The sequence below is a fragment of the Octadecabacter algicola genome (genome assembly GCF_021532625.1).
GTDB classification, from domain to species: domain Bacteria; phylum Pseudomonadota; class Alphaproteobacteria; order Rhodobacterales; family Rhodobacteraceae; genus Octadecabacter; species Octadecabacter algicola.
This window is the reverse complement of sequence record NZ_JAKGAR010000001.1, coordinates 951326-971487: the sequence shown is the minus strand read 5'-3', so window position 1 is coordinate 971487 and position 20162 is coordinate 951326. Positions and strand designations below refer to the sequence as shown.

21 protein-coding genes, 1 tRNA gene and 1 pseudogene are annotated in these 20162 nt (G+C 54.1%); 12 read left to right on the top strand and 11 right to left on the bottom strand.

What is annotated here, in order from left to right:
• Positions 1 to 92 precede the first annotated feature (92 nt).
• From L0666_RS04755 to L0666_RS04735, 6 genes and pseudogenes are all read right to left on the bottom strand, one after another.
• Positions 93 to 866 (bottom strand): ABC transporter ATP-binding protein, encoded by a 774-nt coding sequence (locus tag L0666_RS04755; protein ID WP_235259173.1) that lies wholly within the window; start codon positions 864 to 866, stop codon positions 93 to 95.
• A gap of 9 nt (positions 867 to 875) precedes the next feature.
• A complete protein-coding gene (locus tag L0666_RS17375; protein ID WP_373412707.1) occupies positions 876 to 1010 on the bottom strand; it encodes an ABC transporter ATP-binding protein C-terminal domain-containing protein in 135 nt (44 codons plus the stop codon).
• A 105-nt stretch (positions 1011 to 1115) separates the two neighbouring features.
• Positions 1116 to 1634: pseudogene (locus L0666_RS04750) on the bottom strand (ABC transporter ATP-binding protein); the annotation flags it as partial.
• A gap of 12 nt (positions 1635 to 1646) precedes the next feature.
• Complete coding sequence (locus L0666_RS04745; protein ID WP_235259171.1) at positions 1647 to 2840, bottom strand: branched-chain amino acid ABC transporter permease; 1194 nt, start codon at positions 2838 to 2840, stop codon at positions 1647 to 1649.
• Positions 2841 to 2844: 4 nt separating this feature from the next.
• Complete coding sequence (locus L0666_RS04740; protein WP_235259170.1) at positions 2845 to 3876, bottom strand: branched-chain amino acid ABC transporter permease; 1032 nt, start codon at positions 3874 to 3876, stop codon at positions 2845 to 2847.
• A gap of 102 nt (positions 3877 to 3978) precedes the next feature.
• On the bottom strand, positions 3979 to 5328 hold the full coding sequence (locus L0666_RS04735; RefSeq protein ID WP_235259169.1) for a substrate-binding protein: 1350 nt from the start codon (positions 5326 to 5328) through the stop codon (positions 3979 to 3981).
• Positions 5329 to 5543: 215 nt separating this feature from the next.
• Here L0666_RS04735 and L0666_RS04730 point away from each other — a divergent pair, with 215 nt between their 5' ends.
• From L0666_RS04730 to L0666_RS04710, 5 genes are all read left to right on the top strand, one after another.
• Complete coding sequence (locus L0666_RS04730; protein ID WP_235259168.1) at positions 5544 to 6824, top strand: short-chain fatty acyl-CoA regulator family protein; 1281 nt, start codon at positions 5544 to 5546, stop codon at positions 6822 to 6824.
• Between the two features lie 93 nt (positions 6825 to 6917).
• Positions 6918 to 7286 carry a response regulator transcription factor gene (locus L0666_RS04725; protein WP_235259167.1) on the top strand — a complete coding sequence of 123 codons (369 nt, stop codon included), beginning with the start codon at positions 6918 to 6920 and terminating at the stop codon, positions 7284 to 7286.
• Positions 7287 to 7293: 7 nt separating this feature from the next.
• On the top strand, positions 7294 to 7620 hold the full coding sequence (locus tag L0666_RS04720) for a hypothetical protein (RefSeq protein WP_235259166.1): 327 nt from the start codon (positions 7294 to 7296) through the stop codon (positions 7618 to 7620).
• Positions 7617 to 10283, top strand: a complete 2667-nt coding sequence (locus L0666_RS04715) for an ATP-binding protein (RefSeq protein WP_235259165.1) — start codon at positions 7617 to 7619, stop codon at positions 10281 to 10283. The genes L0666_RS04720 and L0666_RS04715 overlap by 4 nt, the downstream gene beginning before the upstream one ends.
• Before the next feature lie 98 nt (positions 10284 to 10381).
• On the top strand, positions 10382 to 11359 hold the full coding sequence (locus L0666_RS04710) for a FliM/FliN family flagellar motor switch protein (protein WP_235259164.1): 978 nt from the start codon (positions 10382 to 10384) through the stop codon (positions 11357 to 11359).
• Positions 11360 to 11374: 15 nt separating this feature from the next.
• On the opposite strand, the gene L0666_RS04705 is transcribed toward L0666_RS04710, so the two are convergent.
• The gene (locus L0666_RS04705) at positions 11375 to 11803 is read right to left on the bottom strand and encodes a protein tyrosine phosphatase family protein (protein WP_235259163.1); all 429 of its coding nucleotides are present in this window, start codon (positions 11801 to 11803) and stop codon (positions 11375 to 11377) included.
• A gap of 152 nt (positions 11804 to 11955) precedes the next feature.
• Here L0666_RS04705 and L0666_RS04700 point away from each other — a divergent pair, with 152 nt between their 5' ends.
• Complete coding sequence (locus tag L0666_RS04700; protein WP_235259162.1) at positions 11956 to 13284, top strand: enoyl-CoA hydratase/isomerase family protein; 1329 nt, start codon at positions 11956 to 11958, stop codon at positions 13282 to 13284.
• Here L0666_RS04700 and L0666_RS04695 read toward each other — a convergent pair.
• A complete protein-coding gene (locus tag L0666_RS04695; RefSeq protein ID WP_235259161.1) occupies positions 13276 to 13491 on the bottom strand; it encodes a hypothetical protein in 216 nt (71 codons plus the stop codon). The genes L0666_RS04700 and L0666_RS04695 overlap by 9 nt on opposite strands.
• 126 nt (positions 13492 to 13617) lie before the next feature.
• Between L0666_RS04695 and L0666_RS04690 the strand changes: the two genes are divergently transcribed.
• A complete protein-coding gene (locus tag L0666_RS04690; RefSeq protein WP_216036584.1) occupies positions 13618 to 13875 on the top strand; it encodes a DUF2312 domain-containing protein in 258 nt (85 codons plus the stop codon).
• Between the two features lie 21 nt (positions 13876 to 13896).
• On the opposite strand, the gene L0666_RS04685 is transcribed toward L0666_RS04690, so the two are convergent.
• Both L0666_RS04685 and L0666_RS04680 read right to left on the bottom strand, forming a co-directional pair.
• Positions 13897 to 14712 (bottom strand): PhzF family phenazine biosynthesis protein, encoded by an 816-nt coding sequence (locus tag L0666_RS04685; protein WP_235259160.1) that lies wholly within the window; start codon positions 14710 to 14712, stop codon positions 13897 to 13899.
• A gap of 25 nt (positions 14713 to 14737) precedes the next feature.
• Positions 14738 to 15613: a hypothetical protein gene (locus L0666_RS04680; protein ID WP_235259159.1), complete on the bottom strand. Its 876-nt coding sequence runs from the start codon at positions 15611 to 15613 to the stop codon at positions 14738 to 14740.
• Positions 15614 to 15757: 144 nt separating this feature from the next.
• On the opposite strand from L0666_RS04680, the gene L0666_RS04675 reads away from it, so the two are divergent.
• Positions 15758 to 15833: transfer RNA gene (locus L0666_RS04675), tRNA-Thr, on the top strand.
• Positions 15834 to 16300: 467 nt separating this feature from the next.
• On the opposite strand, the gene L0666_RS04670 is transcribed toward L0666_RS04675, so the two are convergent.
• Positions 16301 to 17155 carry a LysR family transcriptional regulator gene (locus tag L0666_RS04670; protein WP_235259158.1) on the bottom strand — a complete coding sequence of 285 codons (855 nt, stop codon included), beginning with the start codon at positions 17153 to 17155 and terminating at the stop codon, positions 16301 to 16303.
• Positions 17156 to 17263: 108 nt separating this feature from the next.
• On the opposite strand from L0666_RS04670, the gene L0666_RS04665 reads away from it, so the two are divergent.
• The 4 genes from L0666_RS04665 to L0666_RS04650 are packed head-to-tail and all read left to right on the top strand — an operon-like array spanning position 17264 to position 20155.
• Positions 17264 to 17863 (top strand): amino acid synthesis family protein, encoded by a 600-nt coding sequence (locus L0666_RS04665; protein WP_235259157.1) that lies wholly within the window; start codon positions 17264 to 17266, stop codon positions 17861 to 17863.
• Positions 17835 to 18614, top strand: coding sequence for an alpha/beta fold hydrolase (locus tag L0666_RS04660; RefSeq protein ID WP_235259156.1), 780 nt, complete (start codon positions 17835 to 17837; stop codon positions 18612 to 18614). Before L0666_RS04665 ends, L0666_RS04660 begins: the two co-directional genes overlap by 29 nt.
• On the top strand, positions 18611 to 19105 hold the full coding sequence (locus L0666_RS04655; RefSeq protein ID WP_235259155.1) for a flavin reductase family protein: 495 nt from the start codon (positions 18611 to 18613) through the stop codon (positions 19103 to 19105). Before L0666_RS04660 ends, L0666_RS04655 begins: the two co-directional genes overlap by 4 nt.
• Before the next feature lie 15 nt (positions 19106 to 19120).
• Positions 19121 to 20155, top strand: a complete 1035-nt coding sequence (locus L0666_RS04650; RefSeq protein ID WP_235259154.1) for an LLM class flavin-dependent oxidoreductase — start codon at positions 19121 to 19123, stop codon at positions 20153 to 20155.
• Positions 20156 to 20162: the final 7 nt, after the last annotated feature.

Genomic DNA, 20162 nt, shown 5'->3' with positions numbered 1-20162 from the left:
GAAAGAGCAATAGGGAACCCGTATGGAATGCATATGGAAACCATATGGGTACGGTATGGTAATTGCGGGGCCAAGGTGACCCCGCAATATGATCAGATAGCGAGGTACTTGGAGCGAAGAGCTTCGTCTTCGAGCACTTCTTTTGCAGAGCCGTCATAGACGACCTTACCAATGTCGAGGATCACAGCGCGGTCAGCCAGCTTAAGCGCGGCAACGGCGTTCTGCTCAACGATCACTGTTGTGATACCTTGGTCGCGGATCAGTTCCAGTGTTTTGGCAATTTCCTGAACGATAACAGGGGCGAGGCCCTCGTATGGTTCATCCAGAAGCAGAACTTTGATGTCCCGGCATAGGGCCCGAGCGATGGCAAGCATCTGTTGTTCACCACCAGAAAGCGTCACGCCTTCTTGACTGCGGCGTTCTTTAAGGCGCGGGAACAGGTCGTAAACGCGGTCCAAAGACCAACCCTTAGGTGGTGCGATTTGCGCCAGCTTGAGGTTCTCTTCCACGGTCAGACCGGGAATAATGTTACGATCTTCCGGCACCAGCTGAATACCAGCCTGCGATGCTTCGTGTGACCGCATCTCGTGAAGTGGTTTGTGGTCCAGCCAGATCTCACCGTGCTTCAGTTGGGGATCATCCATTCGTGCGATTGTGCGCAAAGTGGATGTTTTGCCCGCACCGTTGCGGCCCAGTAGGGCGAGAATTTCGCCTTCGTGGATATCAAAGCTAACGCCCTGAACGATGTAGCTTTCGCCGTAGTAAGCTTCGATGTCCCAAACGCTAAGGAATTTAGGAGCAGTCGCAGCCATATTCCGGTTTTTGTTAAAGGAGCCTTCGGCGTCCAGATGTTCAACGTGTGTCATAATAATTCCTTAGACCTGCGCTTCGCCAAGGTAGGCTTCGCGGACTTTTGGGTGACCTTTGATGTTGTCTGGCGTGTCTTCGACCAGTGGCGTACCTTGGGCAAGAACAGTGATCCGCTCCGCCAAAGAGAACACAACGTTCATGTCGTGTTCGATGATCGCCATTGTCACACCACGTTCCTTACGGATCGTTTTCAGCAACTCAATCGTGTTTTCCGTATCTGCACGGGCCATGCCGGCTGTTGGTTCATCGAGCAACAGTAGGCGAGGTTCCTGCACCAGACACATGGCCATCTCGAGGCGACGTTTGTCACCACGGGACATGGACGATGCGGTCATCTCGCGCTTATCGAGCATTTTCACTTCGTCCAACATGGCTTCGGCTTTTTCGATCATGTCGGATTCGTGACGAACGCTTTCGATGGCATGCATACGGAATGCACCATCACGTTTCGCAAAGCACGGGATCAACATGTTTTCCATAACGCTGAGGTCCGCGAAGATCTCAGGTGTTTGGAAAACGCGGCTGATGCCCATCTGGTTGATTTCGTGCGGCTTGCGCCCCAGAACCGACTGCCCGTCAAACACGACCGAACCGGAATCTGGGATCAATTTACCAACCAACACGTTGAGGAGGGTGGATTTACCGGCCCCATTCGGGCCGATAATTGCGTGGCAGGTGTTTTCTGCAACATCAAGGTTCACATCACCAAGGGCTTGCAGACCACCGAAGCGTTTGTTCACGCCTTTTACTGAAAGTAGTGCCATTGTTTCGGCTCCTTATTCTGCGGGCTTGCTGGCGCCGTCAGGCGTTTCAGCGTTTTTGGTGCGGCGGAACTTAGCGGCGATACGTTGACCACCTTCTACGAGACCACCAGGAAGGAAGATCACGACCAACATGAACATGATGCCAAGTGTCAGGTGCCAGCCTTTACCGATGAACGGATAGACAAAGGCAACCATCGCATCTTCAAGACCATCAGGCATGAAGGCGAACCATTCGTGCAGGATGTCTTTGTTGATCTTGGACACGATGTTTTCCATGTACTTGATGAAACCCGCGCCGAGAACTGGACCTAGCAGAGTACCAGCACCGCCAAGGATGGTCATGATCACGACCTCACCGGAGGCTGTCCAGAACATGCGTTCTGGGCCAACTTGGGTATCCATCGCAACCATCAGGCCACCCGCCAAACCAGCAAACATGCCGGAGATGACAAACGCGGAGAGCGTGTAGCGCTTTGGCGTCAGACCCGTGTAGTTCATCCGTTGCTGGTTGGACTTAACAGCCCGCAGCATGATCCCGAAAGGGGAGCGGAAGATACGGATACTCAGGTAGAACGCGACCAGCATAAAGGCAGCGGCGATGTAGTAACCAAGGTTGAATGTGAACAACCAGCTGCCGATGTTGAGCTCAAACGAATTGCCCATCTCAGCCCCGAAAAGGTTCGCGCGGCCGATGCTGCCATCTGTAGGTCCACCAATCAAAGGATTGTCGGTGTTCTTGATCTGAAGGCCTGTTTCACCACCGGTGATAGGCGTCAGAACGGAGTAGGCGAGGGCATAAGACATCTGCGCAAAAGCCAATGTCAGGATCGAGAAGTAGATACCCGAGCGGCGCAGTGACACATAGCCGACCACAAAGCTAAAGGCACCTGCAACGATGATCGCAAAGACGATCCCTGGAAGAACGTTCAGGGTAATCAGCTTCAGCGACCAGATCGCTGCGTAGGAACCGACACCCAGAAAAGCGGCGTGTCCAAAGCTGAGGTAGCCAGTGAGGCCGAACAGCAGGTTAAACCCAATCGCAAAGATACCGAAGATCACGAAACGCTGCATCAAGTCGGGGTAACCCGCGTTGAACTGCGCCATAGCAGAACCTTCAGGGAAGGGGTTGAGAATAAAGGGCGCGAAAACGACAAGCCCGATGACGATCAGCATAAGTTTGCTGTCTTGTTTAGTTAGTCCGAGCATGGGTTTAGTCCTCCATCACGCCTTTGCGACCCATCAGGCCACGAGGGCGGGTCAACAAGATAACGATTGCGACAAGGTAGATGATGATTTGGTTGATACCTGGAAGGATATCGACGACGACGGGCATCGAGGCAAAGCTTTCCAGAATGCCGAGCAGGAAGCCTGCAGCAACAGCACCAGGCAGCGAGCCCATGCCGCCCACAACCACCACAACAAAGCTGAGAACCAAGAAGTCCATGCCCATATGGTAGTTTGGAGCAACAATAGGCGCGTACATAACACCGGCAACACCTGCGACCGCGGCTGCAAGGCCGAACATGAATGTAAAGCGTTTGTCGATGTCGATGCCCAGAAGGCCAACTGTCTCACGGTCAGCCATACCGGCACGCACAACCATCCCGAAGGTGGTGAACTGCAAGAAAGCGAACACAGCGGCGATGATAACAGCGGAGAAGAAGAAGTAGACCAAGCGCCAGTACGGATACATGATCGCGTTGGCTTCGTAGCCAAGGAACACACCGAAATCCAAAGAGCCTTTGAACGCCTCAGGGGCAGGGGTCTGGATCGGGTTTGCTCCGAAGAAGTACTTGATGATTTCCTGCAAAACGATGGCAAGGCCGAAGGTCACAAGGATCTGATCCGCGTGTGGGCGCTTGTAGAAGTGCTTGATCAAGCCGCGTTCCATGATGAACCCGACACCGATCATAACCGGAATAGAGAACAGGATCGCCAAAGGCACAGCCCAGTCCATAATGGCGGCGCCGGCGGCTTCACCAAAAATGTCTTGGACGTAGAACACTTTGTTCATCGCGGGATTGCCCAGAAAGTCCAGGCGGTCAGGATCGGCAACTTCGTGCGACGATGACAAAAGACGTGACAGGATAACGGCACAGAAAGAGCCCAGCATGAACAACGCGCCGTGCGCAAAGTTCACAACACCGAGCGTGCCGAAAATGAGGGTCAGACCAAGAGCAATCAGCGCATAAGCGGAGCCCTTGTCTAGACCGTTGAGAATTTGAACGATGATCTGGTCCATGGACGGCGCCTCGGTTCAGGAGAAATAGGAAAGGGGGGTGCAACGTTTTGGTGTGGATGCGCGACCAAAGCCGCGCATCCGAAGTGTTTTGAGAACAGTCGCTTACGCGCCGTTGTTACACTCACCGAGGGTGGCTTCAGCGCCGCCCATCTGTGGGTGATCTGGCTCGTACATAACCTGATCAACAGGTGTGACTTCGACGATCTCAAGAAGGTCGAACTCGGACTCTGGGTTCTCTTTACCCTTCACAACGAGCACGTCTTTGAAGCACTGGTGGTCTGCGCCACGGTAAAGTGTCTTACCGTTGCCCATGCCGTCGAATTCAAAGTCTTCGAGAGCTTCAGCAACCGCACAAGGTGCGAAAGAGCCAGCACGTGTAACAGCATCTGCATACAGAAGTGTCTGTACGTAGCATGTGTGTGCAGCCTGGGATGGTGGGAAGCCGTACTTAGTACCGAAGGAACGAACGAACGCTTGGGAACCTTCATCCTGCAGGGACCAGTGCCAGCCAGTGGAACCAAGGATACCCTTGATGTTTTCACCGGCACCACGTGCCATCAAACGAGAGAACAGTGGAACAACGATTTCGAAGTTTTGGCCATTGGCCTGAGCTTCACGAAGACCGAACTGAACAGCAGAAGTCAAAGAGTTGACCATGTTCCCGCCGTAGTGGTTCAGAACCAGAACGTCAGCACCTGAGTTCAGAACAGGTGCGATGTAGGAGGAGAAGTCTGTCTGTGTCAGTGGTGTTTTGACAGAGTTTACAGTTTCCCAACCAACAGCTTCTGTAGATGCGCGGATGGCTTCTTCTGTTGTGTAACCCCAGTTGTAGTCAGCTGTCAGGTGATAGGCCTTACGGTCTGTGCCATACTGAGCTGCAAGAACTGGCGCGAGAGCAGCGCCGGTCATGTAGGAGTTGAAGAAGTGGCGGAAACCGTTCGCTTTACGGTCTTTACCAGTTGTGTCGTTGGAGTGTGTAAGGCCAGCCATGAAGATGACGCCAGCTTCTTGACACAGAGCCTGAACAGCAACAGCCACACCGGAGGAAGACCCGCCAGTAATCATGATTGCGCCGTCTTTTTCGATCATGGAACGTGCAGATGCGCGCGCCGCGTCGGATTTGGTCTGTGTGTCGCCAGTTACATACTTGAGCTCACGGCCCAAAATGCCTGTGCCGTCGAGCGCCTTGGAGCTGAACGTGTTCAGCATGCCGCCGTCGCCACCGCCGTTGATGTGCTCAACAGCAAGTTCGTATGCGCGAAGTTCGTCCGCACCCTCGTCCGCGTATGGACCAGTTTGTGGAACGTTGAAGCCGAATGTGACTTCGCTTGCGCCAGGCGCGTTCGTGAAGCCGGACTCTTGAGCGCGCAAGTATTGTGGAAGCGCCATGCCAGCGCCAGCAACGGCACCAGTCTTAAGCACACCACGACGTGTGAAGTTTGATTTGGACATATAGTATCCTCCCTAGAGAAATGCGGAAAGCCTCCCAGCTAGATCCGCACGTGCTTTTAGTAGCGTGATCATTAGAGGGGGGATTAGAAAATTTCACAACAAGGCCTCTACGAGAAAGGTTATTTTTGTAAAGACTTCGACGCTGCATTGCGGTATTTTGTAAATATCTTGTCAATGCGCTGCAGCATGCTGATGAAAACACTAAAGGATTCTTAATGGCGGATCGCATACTTACAGGCACTCGTGTTCGAAATCGCAGACTGGATTTGGGGCTTCGACAATCCGCAGTTGCCGAGCGAGTTGGGATTTCTGGATCCTACTTAAACCTTATTGAACACAATCGCCGCAGAATCGGCGGTAAGCTTTTGGGGGGGCTTGCTCGGGTCCTTGAAATTGATCAGGCACAGCTCGAAGACGAGACATCCGCATCCGTGATCACGCCCCTAAAGGTAGCGGCGGTAGAGTTTCCTAGTCTGGCCGTCGGGGCCGAAAGTGCAGAAGAGTTTGCATCGCGATTTCCGGGGTGGGCAGGGGTCATCAATTCGCAACAGGCCCATATCGAGCGGCTCACGGCCAAAGTCGACGCTTTGGCAAACCGTCTGGCCCATGACACCAAAATCGCGACGTCCCTGCACGAGGTCATCTCCACGGCGACGGCTATTCGATCAACCGCATCAATCTTGGTTGAAACCCCTGATCTAGATTCAGAATGGCAAGGCAGGTTCCACACCAACATTGACACCGACAGTGCCCGATTGGCCGAAAGTTCGCAGGCATTGCTGGGGTTACTGGATATCGAAACCGGCGGTGACCCATCGGACGTCTCGACCGTCGTCGAGCAGGCAGAAGCCCTTTTTGCTGCGCGTGGGTTTCATTTTCCCGAGTGTGAAAACGGAGATGAACCCGATTGGCCGGACGGTGTCGATGGCGTCGCAGGTGAAATTGCTTCGGGCTGGGCACGGGATTACATCGCTGACGCCGCTAGATTGCCGCTTGCACAGTTTAGCCCTGCTGCAGAGCAAATGGCCTTTGACCCTGCGCGATTGGCGGCGCGGTTTGATGTGCCTGTTGAGTTAATCTTGCGGAGATTGGCGCAGCTTCCGGCGTCGGCAGCGGTTCCTCCTATGGGGTTGGTCAGGTGTGATAGCGCAGGGGTCATTACGTTCCAAAAACCCATTCTGGATTTCCGGTTGCCACGTGCGGGGTCGGCATGTCCTTTGTGGCCGCTGTTCCAAGCGCTCTCTCAACCGGGTCACGCATTGCGAAGTGTAGCTCGTATGAGTGGAGCCGCGCGAACGACCTTTGAATGTTTCTCGATTGCAGCCCCCGTGGGGCCGGTCGCTTTCGGGGTGCCTCCGCGGATTGAGGCGACAATGTTGGTTCGCCCCGCCCAGAGCGATGAGGCGCCAAACCCTGTAGGCCCTGGCTGTAGAATTTGCACCGTTGAGGGCTGTACCAGTCGCCGGCAGCCTAGTGTGGTGCAACCTAAGGGATAAACGGCATCCTGCCTTTGACACTATGGCCTCAACCCGCGATAGTTATATGCGAACACTGGGGAGGTGTTCGTCGCTTTTGGGGGAGGAAGCTATATGGGGCAACGTGTCCTGCTAATTGAAGACGAGCCAAATATAATTGAGGCCGTCAGCTATATTCTGAGCCGTGATGGTTGGACCGTTCATACCCATTCGGACGGGGAAACTGCTATCGAGAAGGTTATGCAGGGTGTCCCTGACTTGATCATTTTGGACGTCATGCTGCCAGGCCGCTCCGGTTACGATATCTTGCGTGATTTGCGCGCAGCTGCGGAAACCAAGGACACTCCGGTTATGATGTTGACCGCACGGGGGCAGGCCAAGGATCGCGAACTTGCGATTGGCCTTGGGGCGACGCAATTCATGACCAAACCGTTTTCAAATGCCGAAGTGTTAGAAAGCGTTCGCGCGTTGGCAGGCTCCTAAGCACATCATGACGCAAGCTCCGCCCAATGACAGCCCGCCCAAGTCACCGATCAAAACGGGACCGCGGACCAAGTTTCTGGAGCGAAGCAACTACCGGCAACGCCGATTTCGAGATGCGGCCCGTTGGCTGCCGCTGTTCGGTGCGGTCTTTATGGTTTTTCCATTGATGTGGCCCCGCGAGACTTTGGATCAAAGCCTGACCAGTTCCAGCATGATCTATCTCTTTGCGCTTTGGGTTATTCTTGCGGTCTTGGCGTTTGTGCTGAACCTTGTCCTGCGGGTTTCGGATTCCATTGACGGGGATGAAGGCACCGATGAAAGAGGTAGCGAATGATTTCGTTTAACCTGCTGGTCCTCGTTTCGCTGCTCTATGTTGCGTTTCTGTTCATTGTGGCCTTTGTGGCTGAACGGCGGGCGGCATTGGGGAAAACGGGATGGCTGCGTTCGTCGGCCATTTATACACTTTCACTCAGCATCTATTGCACGGCTTGGACGTTTTACGGTGCTGTGGGCTACGCTGCCAGATCAGGGCTGGAGTTCCTGACAATCTATCTTGGGCCAACATTGGTCATGATCGGTTGGTGGTGGTTGGTTCGTAAACTTGTGCGGATTGGTCGGGCGCAACGCCTAACATCTATTGCGGATTTGATCTCATCGCGGTTTGGCAAATCAACTGGGCTGGGTGTTATGGTTACAGTCTTGGCGATTATCGGCATCACACCTTATATTGCGTTGCAACTTCAGTCGGTTACTCAATCCATCGCGGTATTTGCGGCAGGCAGTGGCGAAGTTTGGGCCCAGCGGGATTTGGATGGGGCGGCGATGTGGGTCGCGATTGGTCTGGCCGTCTTCACGGTGGTGTTTGGCACCCGAAATTTGGACGCGCATGAACGTCATGACGGGATCGTTTTGGCCATCGCTGTCGAAGCAGTGGTGAAACTCTTTGCTCTTATCGCGGTCGGTATCTTTGTGGTTTGGGGCGTTGCCGGCGGTGTTGGCGCGACGATGGATCTCATCGACGCGTCGGCGCAATCACAATGGGCTCCAAGCCCAAGCCGTTGGATTGGCCTCATCTTTGTATCCGGTGCTGCATTCCTGTGTTTACCGCGGATGTTTCAGGTTCTTGTCGTTGAGAACTCAGACGAGCGGGCCTTGGGAACAGCAAGTTGGGCGTTTCCGACCTATTTGATGCTCATGAGCCTTTTCGTGGTTCCCATTGCTGTTGTTGGGTTGGACCTGATGCCGGAAGGATCAAACCCCGATCTTTTCGTGGTCACTTTGCCCCTTAGCGAGGGACGAGAAGGGCTGGCGATCCTCGCGTTTTTGGGGGGCTTTTCTTCGGCGACTTCCATGGTGATCGTCGCGACATTGGCGTTGGCGACAATGGTCAGTAACCACATTGTCGCCCCAAGCTGGTTGACGTCCCGCACGACGGGTGCCGCCGTAAGCGGTGACGTCCGTGGCGTGGTGGTCGCATCGCGACGCATCGCGATTGGGGTCATTATGACCTTGGGATATATATACTTCCGCTTGTCTGGTGGTGGCACTGCACTCGCCGCGATCGGCTTGGTGTCCTTTACGGGCATCATGCAAGTTCTTCCGGCAATGATCGGCGGCGTCTTTTGGCGGGGTGCAAACCGCTGGGGCGCTGGGGCAGGGATCGCAATTGGGTTCGCGGTTTGGGCGTGGACGCAGTTCCTGCCGAGTTTCGGGATTGATGGGGTGATCTCTCAGGCGGTGTTCGACAACGGTCCCTTCGGGATCAATTGGCTGCGCCCCCATGCGTTATTCGGGATCGAAGGAATTGATCCGTTGGTGCATGTCGCGTTCTGGTCGATGTTGTTGAATTCTGGTGCAGTGGTTCTGGTGTCCGTCTTGACGTTCCCGAACCCGCTTGAGCGCCTGCAAGGTGCACAATTTGTCAATGTCTACGACTACTCGAGCGATGCGCGCGCTTGGTCCCAATCTGCAGCCCAAGCCGAAGATTTACTGGTCATGACCCAGCGGATCTTGGGGAGCGCCGAAGCTCAGACGGTTTTCCGTGCCGAAGCACAGATGCAGGGTAAGTCAGGTTTTCTGCCGGACGTGACGCCAGATTTTATTGGTAAGTTGGAACGCGAAATGTCTGGCTCTATTGGGGCGGCGGCGGCGCATGCGATGATCGGTCAGCTGACGGAAGGCGCCACAGTTTCCGTTGATGACCTTATGGCGGTGGCCGATGAAACCGCGCAAATCGTTGAATATTCCAACCAGCTCGAAGCCAAGAGCGCCGAACAAGAACGCACCGCCCGCGCTTTGCGAGAAGCCAATGACAAGTTGACGGCACTGTCGATCCAGAAGGACGCGTTCCTTAGTCAGATCAGCCATGAATTGCGAACCCCTATGACCTCGATCCGGTCATTCTCGGATATTCTGCGTGATGGCGAAGTCGATGGAGATGCACGTCGGCGGTTTGCGGGGATCATCCACGATGAGACCAATCGCCTAACGCGCTTGCTTGATGACCTGCTGGATTTGGGTGTTTTGGAAAGCGGGCAGGTGCAGCTCAATATCGGAGAGGGCACATTGGCGGATGTTATTGATCGCGCGGTCTTGGCGTCGGGGATTGATGAAACGAAGGTTTCGATCTCTCGGCGTGCGAATGCTGAGGCGGTAACGCTGTCGACCGATATGGATCGTTTGTCACAGGTGTTTATCAACCTTATCAGCAATGTGGCCAAGTATTGTGATGCGGATGAACCGGAATTGCGGATCATCGTGCGCCCGATGGACGGCCAACTGGCAGTCGATTTCTGCGACAACGGCACGGGCGTTCCACAAGAAAGCCAGTCGGTAATCTTTGAGAAATTCTCACGTTTAGAGGATGAAGGCAAAGCTGGCGGTGCGGGGCTTGGTCTCGCGATTTGTCGTCAGATTATGACGGCAATTGGCGGTGGGATCGCATACCTTCCGGGGCAAGGCGGCGCAGCTTTCCGGGTTACGATCCCGACAGACTAACGCTGTATCCGCAATCGACTAAATCTTGTGGAATATTAGCAGGTTGGTAACCTTGATTGAGTTATGACGGGCTATGCAACGCCAAGTAGGACGTCACCATGGATGGGATAAACCCAATTCTCTCCCGAAAAATGGGTCTTGCGCCGCCTGACGCGGCATCCAAACCCGAAGAAACAAAGCCAAGTTCCCCAGTCCGGCAGATGCGGCGGGCTTTGCCACGGGCTTTGGATGAAACGGTCGGCCTGTCCGCCTCTGTCAGCAGTGTCGCCGTTGAGGACAGCGAAGCCGAAAACCTGATTGAGGACGGGCCAGAGGACTGGATCGTTCTAGGGCTTCGGGATGTTGGTAGCGCTGGGCTCTCGGGCGTATTCTTAATAGACCCGCCGTTGCGGTCTGCCTTGGTCGAAATGCAAACGATGGGGCATCTGCTGCCACCAGCGAAAGAACAACGCAAAGTCACCAGAACAGATGCAGTAATGTCGGTCCCGTTTGCAGACAAACTCCTTAAAGAACTGGCGGACACGGGTTTTGGGCAAGATGATATTGATCCGGCAGCCTATGATATCGGCCCAATGGAAGATTTGCGCACGGCTGGCTTAATGATGATTCAGGGGAGTTATCGCGTGTGGCGCGTGACGGTCCATATCGCAGGGGGCGAACACCAAGGTGAAGTGTTGATCGCGATACGTCCTAAAGTGGAAAAAGCTCCAGCTGCCAAGAATGAAGGGATCGAATGGACAACAAAGCTCCGCGTTGCTCTCGAAGAAGCGTCCGTTGATCTAGACGCAGTTTTGACGAAGTTTTCCTTGCCGATCAGTAAGATTGAACGCTTTGAGGTCGGGCAGGTGATGACCCTCGCTGGGGCAACCGTCGGATCTGTGACATTAACAGGTCCCGCCGGTGAGTCCGTTGCCTCTGCGCGGTTGGGACAAGTGGCCGGAAAACGCGCTGTGCGAACCGAAATCATAGATATGCAATTGCAGGACGACATCCCAAAACCCGCTCAGGTTCAAAACCTTGCGAAAGGGCAACCGGCGTCGATCAAGGGTGATTTGGCGACTGATATGGTCGAATGATAGACGATCCTAAGATCACCCTTGTTGTGCAAGCATGTCCAACTGGCCGCGAAGTTGGTTTAGGTTGTAACCGTTGTTTGCGGCGATCTGTACAATCTCGTCAGTTTCGATTTGGCCAGCTTGACCCAAGGCCCAAACAATCGTGCAGCGGTTACCAGAAGCACAATAAGCAAGGACCGGTCCAGTGGATGCGGCAATGGCCTCTTTTTGGGCTGCAACCGTTTCGAGCGTTAGTGTCGCATGCGAAACCGGAAGGGTCACCAGCGTGATGCCTGCATCTTTGGCGGCTTTTTTCATAGCCTCATTTTGATGGGACGGCGGGTTCTCTTCGTCAGGCCGATTGTTAATCACCGTTGTATACCCAGCTGCAGCGATAGCAGGCAGGTCTTCGGGGTTGATTTGTGGCGACACGGCGTAGGCGGGGGTAAGCGGGCGAATATCCATAGTGGCTTTTTAGGCGGCGCTGCCTGCGGCGTCCAGTGGTCACATTTGGATGTGGTCTGAAAACTGGGGCTTTCCCTTTCGCAAAAGGACCTGCATTCTGGGGCAAACCTGTGCGACGGATCGCGCAGAGTCGACTGCACGAAGGTAGGTACATGGCAAAGTTGGTTAGGTTTCGGGTCTTGGACGGTGTCGCCGTCGTGACGCTGGACGCGCCGCCTGTAAACGCCCTGTCTGGTGCCATGCGAGCGGGCCTTTGGGACGTCTTCAACCGTATCAACAGCAATGAAGACATCAAGGCTGGGGTTTTGATGGCTTCGGGCCGTTTGTTTTCAGCTGGGGCGGATATTCGGGAATTTGGCGGCTCGGTGCGGGAACCATCATTGCGACAGCTTTGCGATCATATCGAAAATTGCGCGAAACCTGTCGTCGCGGCCATTCAAGGCCAAGCGTTGGGCGGCGGAGCGGAACTGGTTTTGGCGGCGCATTACAGGCTGGCAACGCCAGACGCACGGATTGGTCTGCCAGAAGTCGCGCTGGGCCTTGTTCCAGGGGCAGGCGGCACCCAAAGACTGCCACGCCTTATCGGACCCGAACGCGCCCTGCAGATGATGATTTCGACCAATTCAATCGATGCGGGTTCCGCACAGCGGGTCGGTTTGATTGACGGTATCGTTCAAGGTGATTTGGGATCTGGAGCGATCGCGTTTGCGCAGGGTCTGATCGAAAACGGTAAAGGCCCCCGTCCGACACGCGCCAACCGAGCCCACATGCGCGATGGTCGCGCCTATCAAGCAGCCATCACAAAGGCACGCACGGCTTTGGCGTCTAATCCTCTTCACGCGCCAGATCGGGTTGTCGATTGTGTCGAAGCCGCAGCCTTGTTGCCATTCGAGACGGCCATGACGTTAGAAAGCGATGCATTTGAACGCTGTCTGGCGCATCCGCAATCCTTGGCCCTTCGTCATGTATTTATGGCGGAACGAAAAGTTGACGATGCATTGATAGAACGCGACGGAGCCGCCTTTAAGCCTGTCGTGCCGATGGGAAAGGCCGTCGTTTTACGTCTTCGTAAGGCAATGCGCACCGCCGCCGAAGCCCTTTTGGAGCAAGGGTACTCCGAAGCTGATATTGACGCGGCGATGGTCGCATATGGCTTTCGCAAGGGGCCGTTCGGTGGGCGCGACGCCAGTGCGCAAAATGATGAAATCGCGCGCCGCTTGGTTGGGGCTCTTGTCGTCGAAGGATCGCATTGCGTCGAAGAACAAGCAGTGCAGCGCCCGTCGGACATTGATGTTTTGGCAGTTCATGGGATTGGGTTCCCGCGTCGCAACGGTGGCCCATTGCGGGCGGCACAAACGATGGGGCTTATCGGGGTCCGCAGTAATTTGCGGGACTGGGCGCAAGACGCCGAAATCTGGGCCCCACCAGAGCTTCTCGATGTTGTGATCAAGGACGCCAAGGGGTTTGACGCGTTAGCCTAGAATGACGCCGACCACGACGCACATCAAACCAAGCACAGACAGCAAGAACGCGCCAAGGTTCAGCGGAAGAACGGCTTGAATTTTAGCACGCAATTCTTCGTCTGTTGCACTGTTTGCCTTGGCGCGCCGAACTTTTACGACACTCCAGATGATGCCGATGATCCCGACCAAGGACAGTAGTGCGCCAATTCCAACAAGTAGTTCCATCTTCGCCTCCGCAGTGATGGCGCTGCGTATCGTGTCAGCATCACGCACGCAACCGCTTGCCGAGTTGGGCGGGGGCGGTTAGGGAAGGGGCCGACCCTATTCATGTACCCCCAGATGAGGCCCGATATGTCCGATATGTCTTCCGATACCAGCTACCGCGTAACAGCCGACGAATTGCGTCAGTTCATCGAACGGATCGAACGTCTGGATGCTGAAAAGAAAGACCTTGCTGAGCAGCAAAAAGAGGTCATGGCAGAAGCGAAAGGCCGCGGCTACGACACCAAAGTCATGCGTAAGGTGATTGCACTGCGTAAGCGCGATCAAAACGACATCGCAGAAGAAGAAGCGGTGTTGGAAATGTATAAAGAAGCGCTCGGCATGTAAGGCGCATTGCTGTGATCTCGTTCAGAGCGTCACAGTGCCTTTTATCAGTATATTGGTATGCCCACCGATGCGGATTTCCCCCGCATCGTTCGGGATCACATGAACGCGGCCAGTGCGGTGAATACAACTTCCTTGCGCCACGACATAGGGCTGCTGCACGCGGCCCTGTGATTGCAGCCAATGGGCCAGTGCGGCATTCAATGATCCAGTGATCGGGTCCTCATGGGCGCCGCGCTTAAGATCAAACATCCGAACTTCAAACGCCACATCGCCTTTGGCATGGGGGGCGATCAAGCCAACGGCGAACCCGTTCAAGCTGTCGTCTGCCGAGATTTTGCTCGCATCCAAATCCAACAGATCATTGGCATCGGTCAATTCCAGAACGTGCCAAACTGGGCCGTTGTCCAAGACCGCGCCACCAAGCACGCGCGTTGCATCAAAGCCGAAGGCATCAACCAAAGAATCCATGATACGATCAGGTAAGATTGAAATCGCCGTCGGGGGCGCCACAAACGCAGGCTGATCACCGGTTAAGTCAATGTCCACAATCCCCACACCGCAGTTCTGACGTATCACACCGTCCGCCTTTGGGGTGTTACCGGCCTCAAGCCAACAGGTCGCTGTTCCTAAGGTCGGGTGACCTGCGAACGGCAATTCACGTTGGGCCGTGAAAATACGAATGTCGTAGTCTGCATCAGGATGACTGGGTGGCCGAACGAACGTCGTCTCCGCGAGGTTCGTCCAGCGTGCAAACCCCTGCATGGCCTCATCGTCCAAACCGTCACCATCAAGTACAACGGCCAGCCCGTTGCCGCCCTTCGGCGTTGTGCTGAACACATCGCATTGCATGAAAGTGCGTGGATTAAGGGGCAATGAAAGTCACCCCGTCCATCCGTTCGATACGATAGACGTCATCATCGTAACTGGCGGTTAATGTGGCCACGGTGTCCTCAGTCCATCCGGGGAGGTCGATTTCATCTTCGACTTCGTCTTCAAGCGCGTACTTTTCTAAGAAGGCTGCGATGATCCGCCGCTTCTGTGATTCCGTTTGTGGCGGGTTCGCGCGCAGATAGGTCACAAATTTCTTCATTCCGTCAGGGCTCATGATCGCGCTTAGCAAATCGAAACCACCTGTGATTTTCACCAATGGATCAATACCGCCGAGTTCTCGGATCAGTTGCGCCCAAATCATCGGGGTATCCTCATTACACCACACCGTTACCGACGCATTAGGCAGGATTTTTCGGATGCGGGCGATCAAATCAGACCATCGCAATTGCATCGGATCAAAGCCGTTCAGGAACGACTCAAGATCATCGACATTCGAGTCGTTGAAAACAGCGGGAATAAATGTTGCTGGGTTCCGAATCCCAAGAAAAATTTCGATATCATCTTCGGGAAAGAGGTTGGCCAAGCCCGTGAGCTTATCTTCCGCCAAAGTGTAAAAGATTCCTTCCTCAAAGACACGCCGATGCACACACATAAACTGCGCATGGCTCATCACAAGTCGGTTGCATTGCTCGTCATCAAGAATCGCATCTAGTAAGATTTCGCGTGTATCTTCTGCGGGTGGTTTTCCATCAAGTGCTTGAATTGTTTCGCGAATAAGGCGTCTGTACTTGCCGGGTCCAGGGACCTTCGCACCTTGATTTGCAAGGGTCTCGGCGTTCTTGAGAACAGATTTCAACAAACGATCCTGATCCGTGCAATTGGCGCCGATATGATAGACGATTTGCATAAAATTGGGCCTGTCTTTGGAACTGTTTACTGTTGAAAACGAGCATAGGGGGGAATTGGCAGCAGTGGAACCTGCGATGATGTGAGAAAATCCTCAAAGACCCTCTTGCGTGTCCCGAAACTCTCCCTTAAACGACCGCCCAGTGCCCCTATAGCTCAGCTGGTAGAGCAACTGATTTGTAATCAGTAGGTCCGCGGTTCGAGTCCGTGTGGGGGCACCACTTTACCATCCAGATTGATCCGAGAACATCCGATTGAGCCTTGTTTATAGGGTGAATGTCGAGATTGTTTGTCCAGCGCTGTTTTGTGACGTCCAGCAGCGTACCCCACCGTGCCCCTTAGCGACACTAAGATTCGAAACCTCAAATCCGGTGATAAGGTAAATAAAGTCAGCGACTTTGAGGGGGTGGCGGATTGGTGGGCCGGATTCTTGGATGAGGTTTCGACAGTTGAGGTTCGTCCCGAAAGCCGAGTTCAGGGTTGTAGGTGAGAGCGGAAACCGGACCTTCTCTGCAAATGAAAATTGGAGTGCCCAAGATCACAAGGCAGATGTTGAGATCGAAGCTTTTGAATCTCAGTTTTGTAGTCCGAAATTGCTTTCTGATTTCATCATTTATTGACGAGGGGCGAGAACCTTAAGATGATCAGAAGGACAAAATGCGTTTCGAGTAAATTTCTTTGTTGGTGGCTACGAACACGCTAGATCTGCCATACTTTCCTTGATCCAATCGGCAAAAGTACTAGCACCATCAGCTTTCGTATTGAACGACAGAAAATACCCTTCTTTGGCTTCAATGAAGCCGTCGCCGATCTGTTCCAATGCGCCAGTACTCAAAGCTGTGGCAGCTAGGAATTCACTAGTAAGAGTGACACCGTTGCCGTCTTCAGCCAATTGAAGGGCCAACCCATAAGTGTCAGCGAAAATGACGGGTTTTCTAAGTGTGCTAAATTGTTTTTGCCAAGCATTCCATCCCGTCGAGGTCCCGACTACTTCAATGAGTGGCAAGTCTTTCAGTCCGCCTTCTAAGCGCGGTGACTTAACTGCAACCAAGCGATTGGGACCGAGAGATGTGGCATCCTCGCCAGCCTGGGCAGCTGTTCCAAATCGTATTTCAACATCAGCTTGGCTCGTTTGGAAATCATCTGGCCACACAGCGCTCAGAAGGCGCACACTGATGTTCGGGTGTTTCTGAGTAAAATCACTCAAGCGGGGAGAAATACACCATTGGGCAACACTGACCGAGGTTGTCACGGTTAGCACCTTTGTATCGATACCTCTGTCAAAGGTTTCGGTTGCTGCGGCAAGCGATCCAAGGGCCGTGGCCACCTGAGGGAGCAGTTTGCGACCTTCGTCAGTCAGCGCGAGGCTTCTTGGTTTTCGCAGAAACAAAGGAACGCCAAGGCGCGATTCTAGGGACTTTACCTGCTGACTCACGGCAGATTGGGTTAGGCCGATTTCATCTGCCGCAGCCGTGAAGCTGAGATTTCGCGCAGCGGCTTCGAAAGAGCGGAACCAAGTGAGAGGGGGAGTGCTTCGTCGCATGTGGGCAAGCTACCTATTAGTCTTTCTAATGACTAAGCCGATGAATCCTTCGTTTGTCAAAAACCAATTGCATTCCGTAGGCTCAAATCACAACGCAAGGATAAAGAAATGCAGCCGGAAATTCGTAAGATTGTAACCTATGACGAAGAGGTCTTAATCGAAGGCTTTAAGCCCGCAGATACCCCATGGCGGATGTTTGCAGTGGCAGCCATCGTCAAGAATCCCTGGGCGGGCCGTTTCGTCGAAGATCTAAAACCTGAAATTCACGCCTTTGGTCCCATTCTGGGTGAAATGATGACCAAACGCATGATCGCTCTTGCCGGATCAGGCGAGGCAATCGAAGCTTATGGCAAGGCGGCTGTGGTTGGCGTTAATGGCGAAATAGAACATGCCTCTGGCCTGATCCACACACTGCGGTTTGGGAACTTCTACCGCGAAGCGGTTGGTGCGAAATCGTACCTGGCATTCACAAATACCCGTGGCGGACCAAATGCACCGATTATGGTGCCGCTCATGGATAAGAATGATGCAGGGCGTCGGTCTCACTATCTTACTATCCAATTCGCCATTCCAGACGCACCGCGAGACGATGAAATCGCCGTGGTTCTGGGTGCCGCGATGAATGGTCGTCCACATCATCGTATTGGCGACCGCTATCAGGATCTAAAGGATCTAGGCCATGACCTGGACAACCCAGCCTCGGTCTAACCTAAGCGGACTTGCCGCGGTGACCCGCGGCGCAGGACCAACACTGCTGTTATTGCACGGTGTTGGTCTGCGGGCCGAAGCTTGGGGTGCACAGTTAGATCTACCAGCACGGATCGTTGCACCGGATATGGCCGGTCATGGGGAAAGCCCATGGAGCGGCGATAAAATGTCGCTAGAGGACTATGCACTCGCTGCGCTGGACTTGCTTAAGGATCTGGATGCGCCTGCCATTGTGGTTGGGCATTCAATGGGCGCAATGCTTGCCTTAGAGTTGGCCAGCCGCGCCCCTGACTTGGTGAAAGGGGTTGCCGCTTTGAACGCTATTTTTGAACGTAGCCAGCCAGCGCAAAAGTTTGTGCAAGGACGCGCTGCACAGCTGGACGGAAAATCGATAACAGATCAGACACCGACTTTGGAGCGGTGGTTCGGTACCGCCGCCTCCGACGCGCGTGAGGCCTGTGCCAGTTGGCTTAGCGATGTTAACCCGGCCGCTTACAAATGCGCCTACACCGCCTTTGCAACCAGCCAGAGTCCGGATCGTAAAGGCCTTTCACAGGTAACTTGCCCCGCATTATTTATCACTGGTTCTGAGGAACCCAACTCTACACCTGCGATGTCCAAAGCAATGGCTGCGTTGGCGCCTAAGGGGCGATCAATCATTGTCGATGGTGCGGCGCATATGATGCCAATGACACATCCCAATGAAGTTAACGCCGCCCTAGTTTCCCTAATTTCCGAGGTGTCGTCATGAGCCTGCATGACCGTAGTGCCCTTCGAAATGCCTTTGGCAGTTTTATAACCGGCGTCACAGTGGTTACCGCTCGTACCGATGCTGGTATTCCGGTCGGCTTTACTGCGAATTCTTTCACTTCGGTGTCACTTGATCCGCCACTTCTGCTGGTGTGTCCGAGCAAAAGCTTATCCAGCTATGACACCTTTGCCAGCTGCAGTCACTTTGCAGTTAACGTGCTGGAGGCACGTCAAAAAAATATCTCTGAAATCTTCGCTGGCGATCATGAAGAGCGGTTTGCCAAAGTCGCCCACGATACGAATGCACTTGACCTGCCTCTTATTACGGATGCGCTGGCGCAGTTTTCTTGCGCCGCGGAGCAACGCGTGGAAGCGGGCGATCACCTTGTCTTGATCGGACGTGTGAAAGCCTATGCGCACGCTGATGGCACGGGGCTTGGTTATGCAGGCGGTCAGTATTTCAACCTTAACGACGATCCAATTTCAGCCTGACCAAAGGAGCACATTATGGAGTTTTCCCTTTTCGCCCATATGGAACGCCAAAGCGCGGAGGCCTCTCAAGAAAAACTGCAGGAGGAGTTCATCGTACTTTGCCAGATGGCTGATGATGCGGGAATGCGCGCAGTTTGGACAGGTGAACATCATGGTATGGATTTCACCATCGCCCCAAATCCATTGATGTCGCTTGTGAACCTGTCACACCACACTAGGAACGTGCGCCTTGGAACGGGAACAGTCATTGCGCCGTTCTGGCATCCGATCAAATTGGCCGGCGAGGCCGCATCTGCGGATTTGATGACCGGCGGGCGGATCGAACTTGGCGTGGCGCGCGGTGCCTATTCTTACGAATACGAACGTCTTGTGCCGGGCATGGATGCTTGGGAAGCGGGTCAAAGGATGCGGGAGGTTACGCCACTTTTACCAAAATTATGGGAAGGCGATTGTGCGCATGAAGGGGATTTCTTTCAGTTTCCCGCGACCACCTCTGCGCCGAAACCGGCGCAAGTCGGCGGCCCGCCAATTTGGATTGCCGCGCGCGATCCTAACAGTCACGAATTTGGCGTCCACAATGGCTTTAACATTCAATGTACGCCGCTTTGGCAGGGCATGGAGGAAATCGAAACACTCATTGGGCGGTTCAACGACGCATGCGATACCTACGATGGCCCGCGCCCAAAGATCATGCTGCTTCATCACACTTACGTCGCCTCCAATAGCGACGATGCTAGGCAAGCGGCGCAAGAGCTGTCCCGATTTTATAACTATTTCGGGGCATGGTTTCAGAACAAGCGCCCCGTGACACAGGGCCTGATCAAAGAACTTAGTGACGCAGAAATCGCGGCGAACAAAATGATGTCTCCCGAAAACCTCGCTCGTGATTTGACGATAGGAACAGCCGAACAAGTGACGGATCGTCTCAAGTCGATCGAAGACTTGGGTTATGACGAATTTTCATTCTGGATCGACAGTGGCATGTCTTTTGAACGGAAAAAGGCTTCGCTTGCACGGTTCATCGACGACGTCATGCCGAAGTTTCATTGAGAAAGGC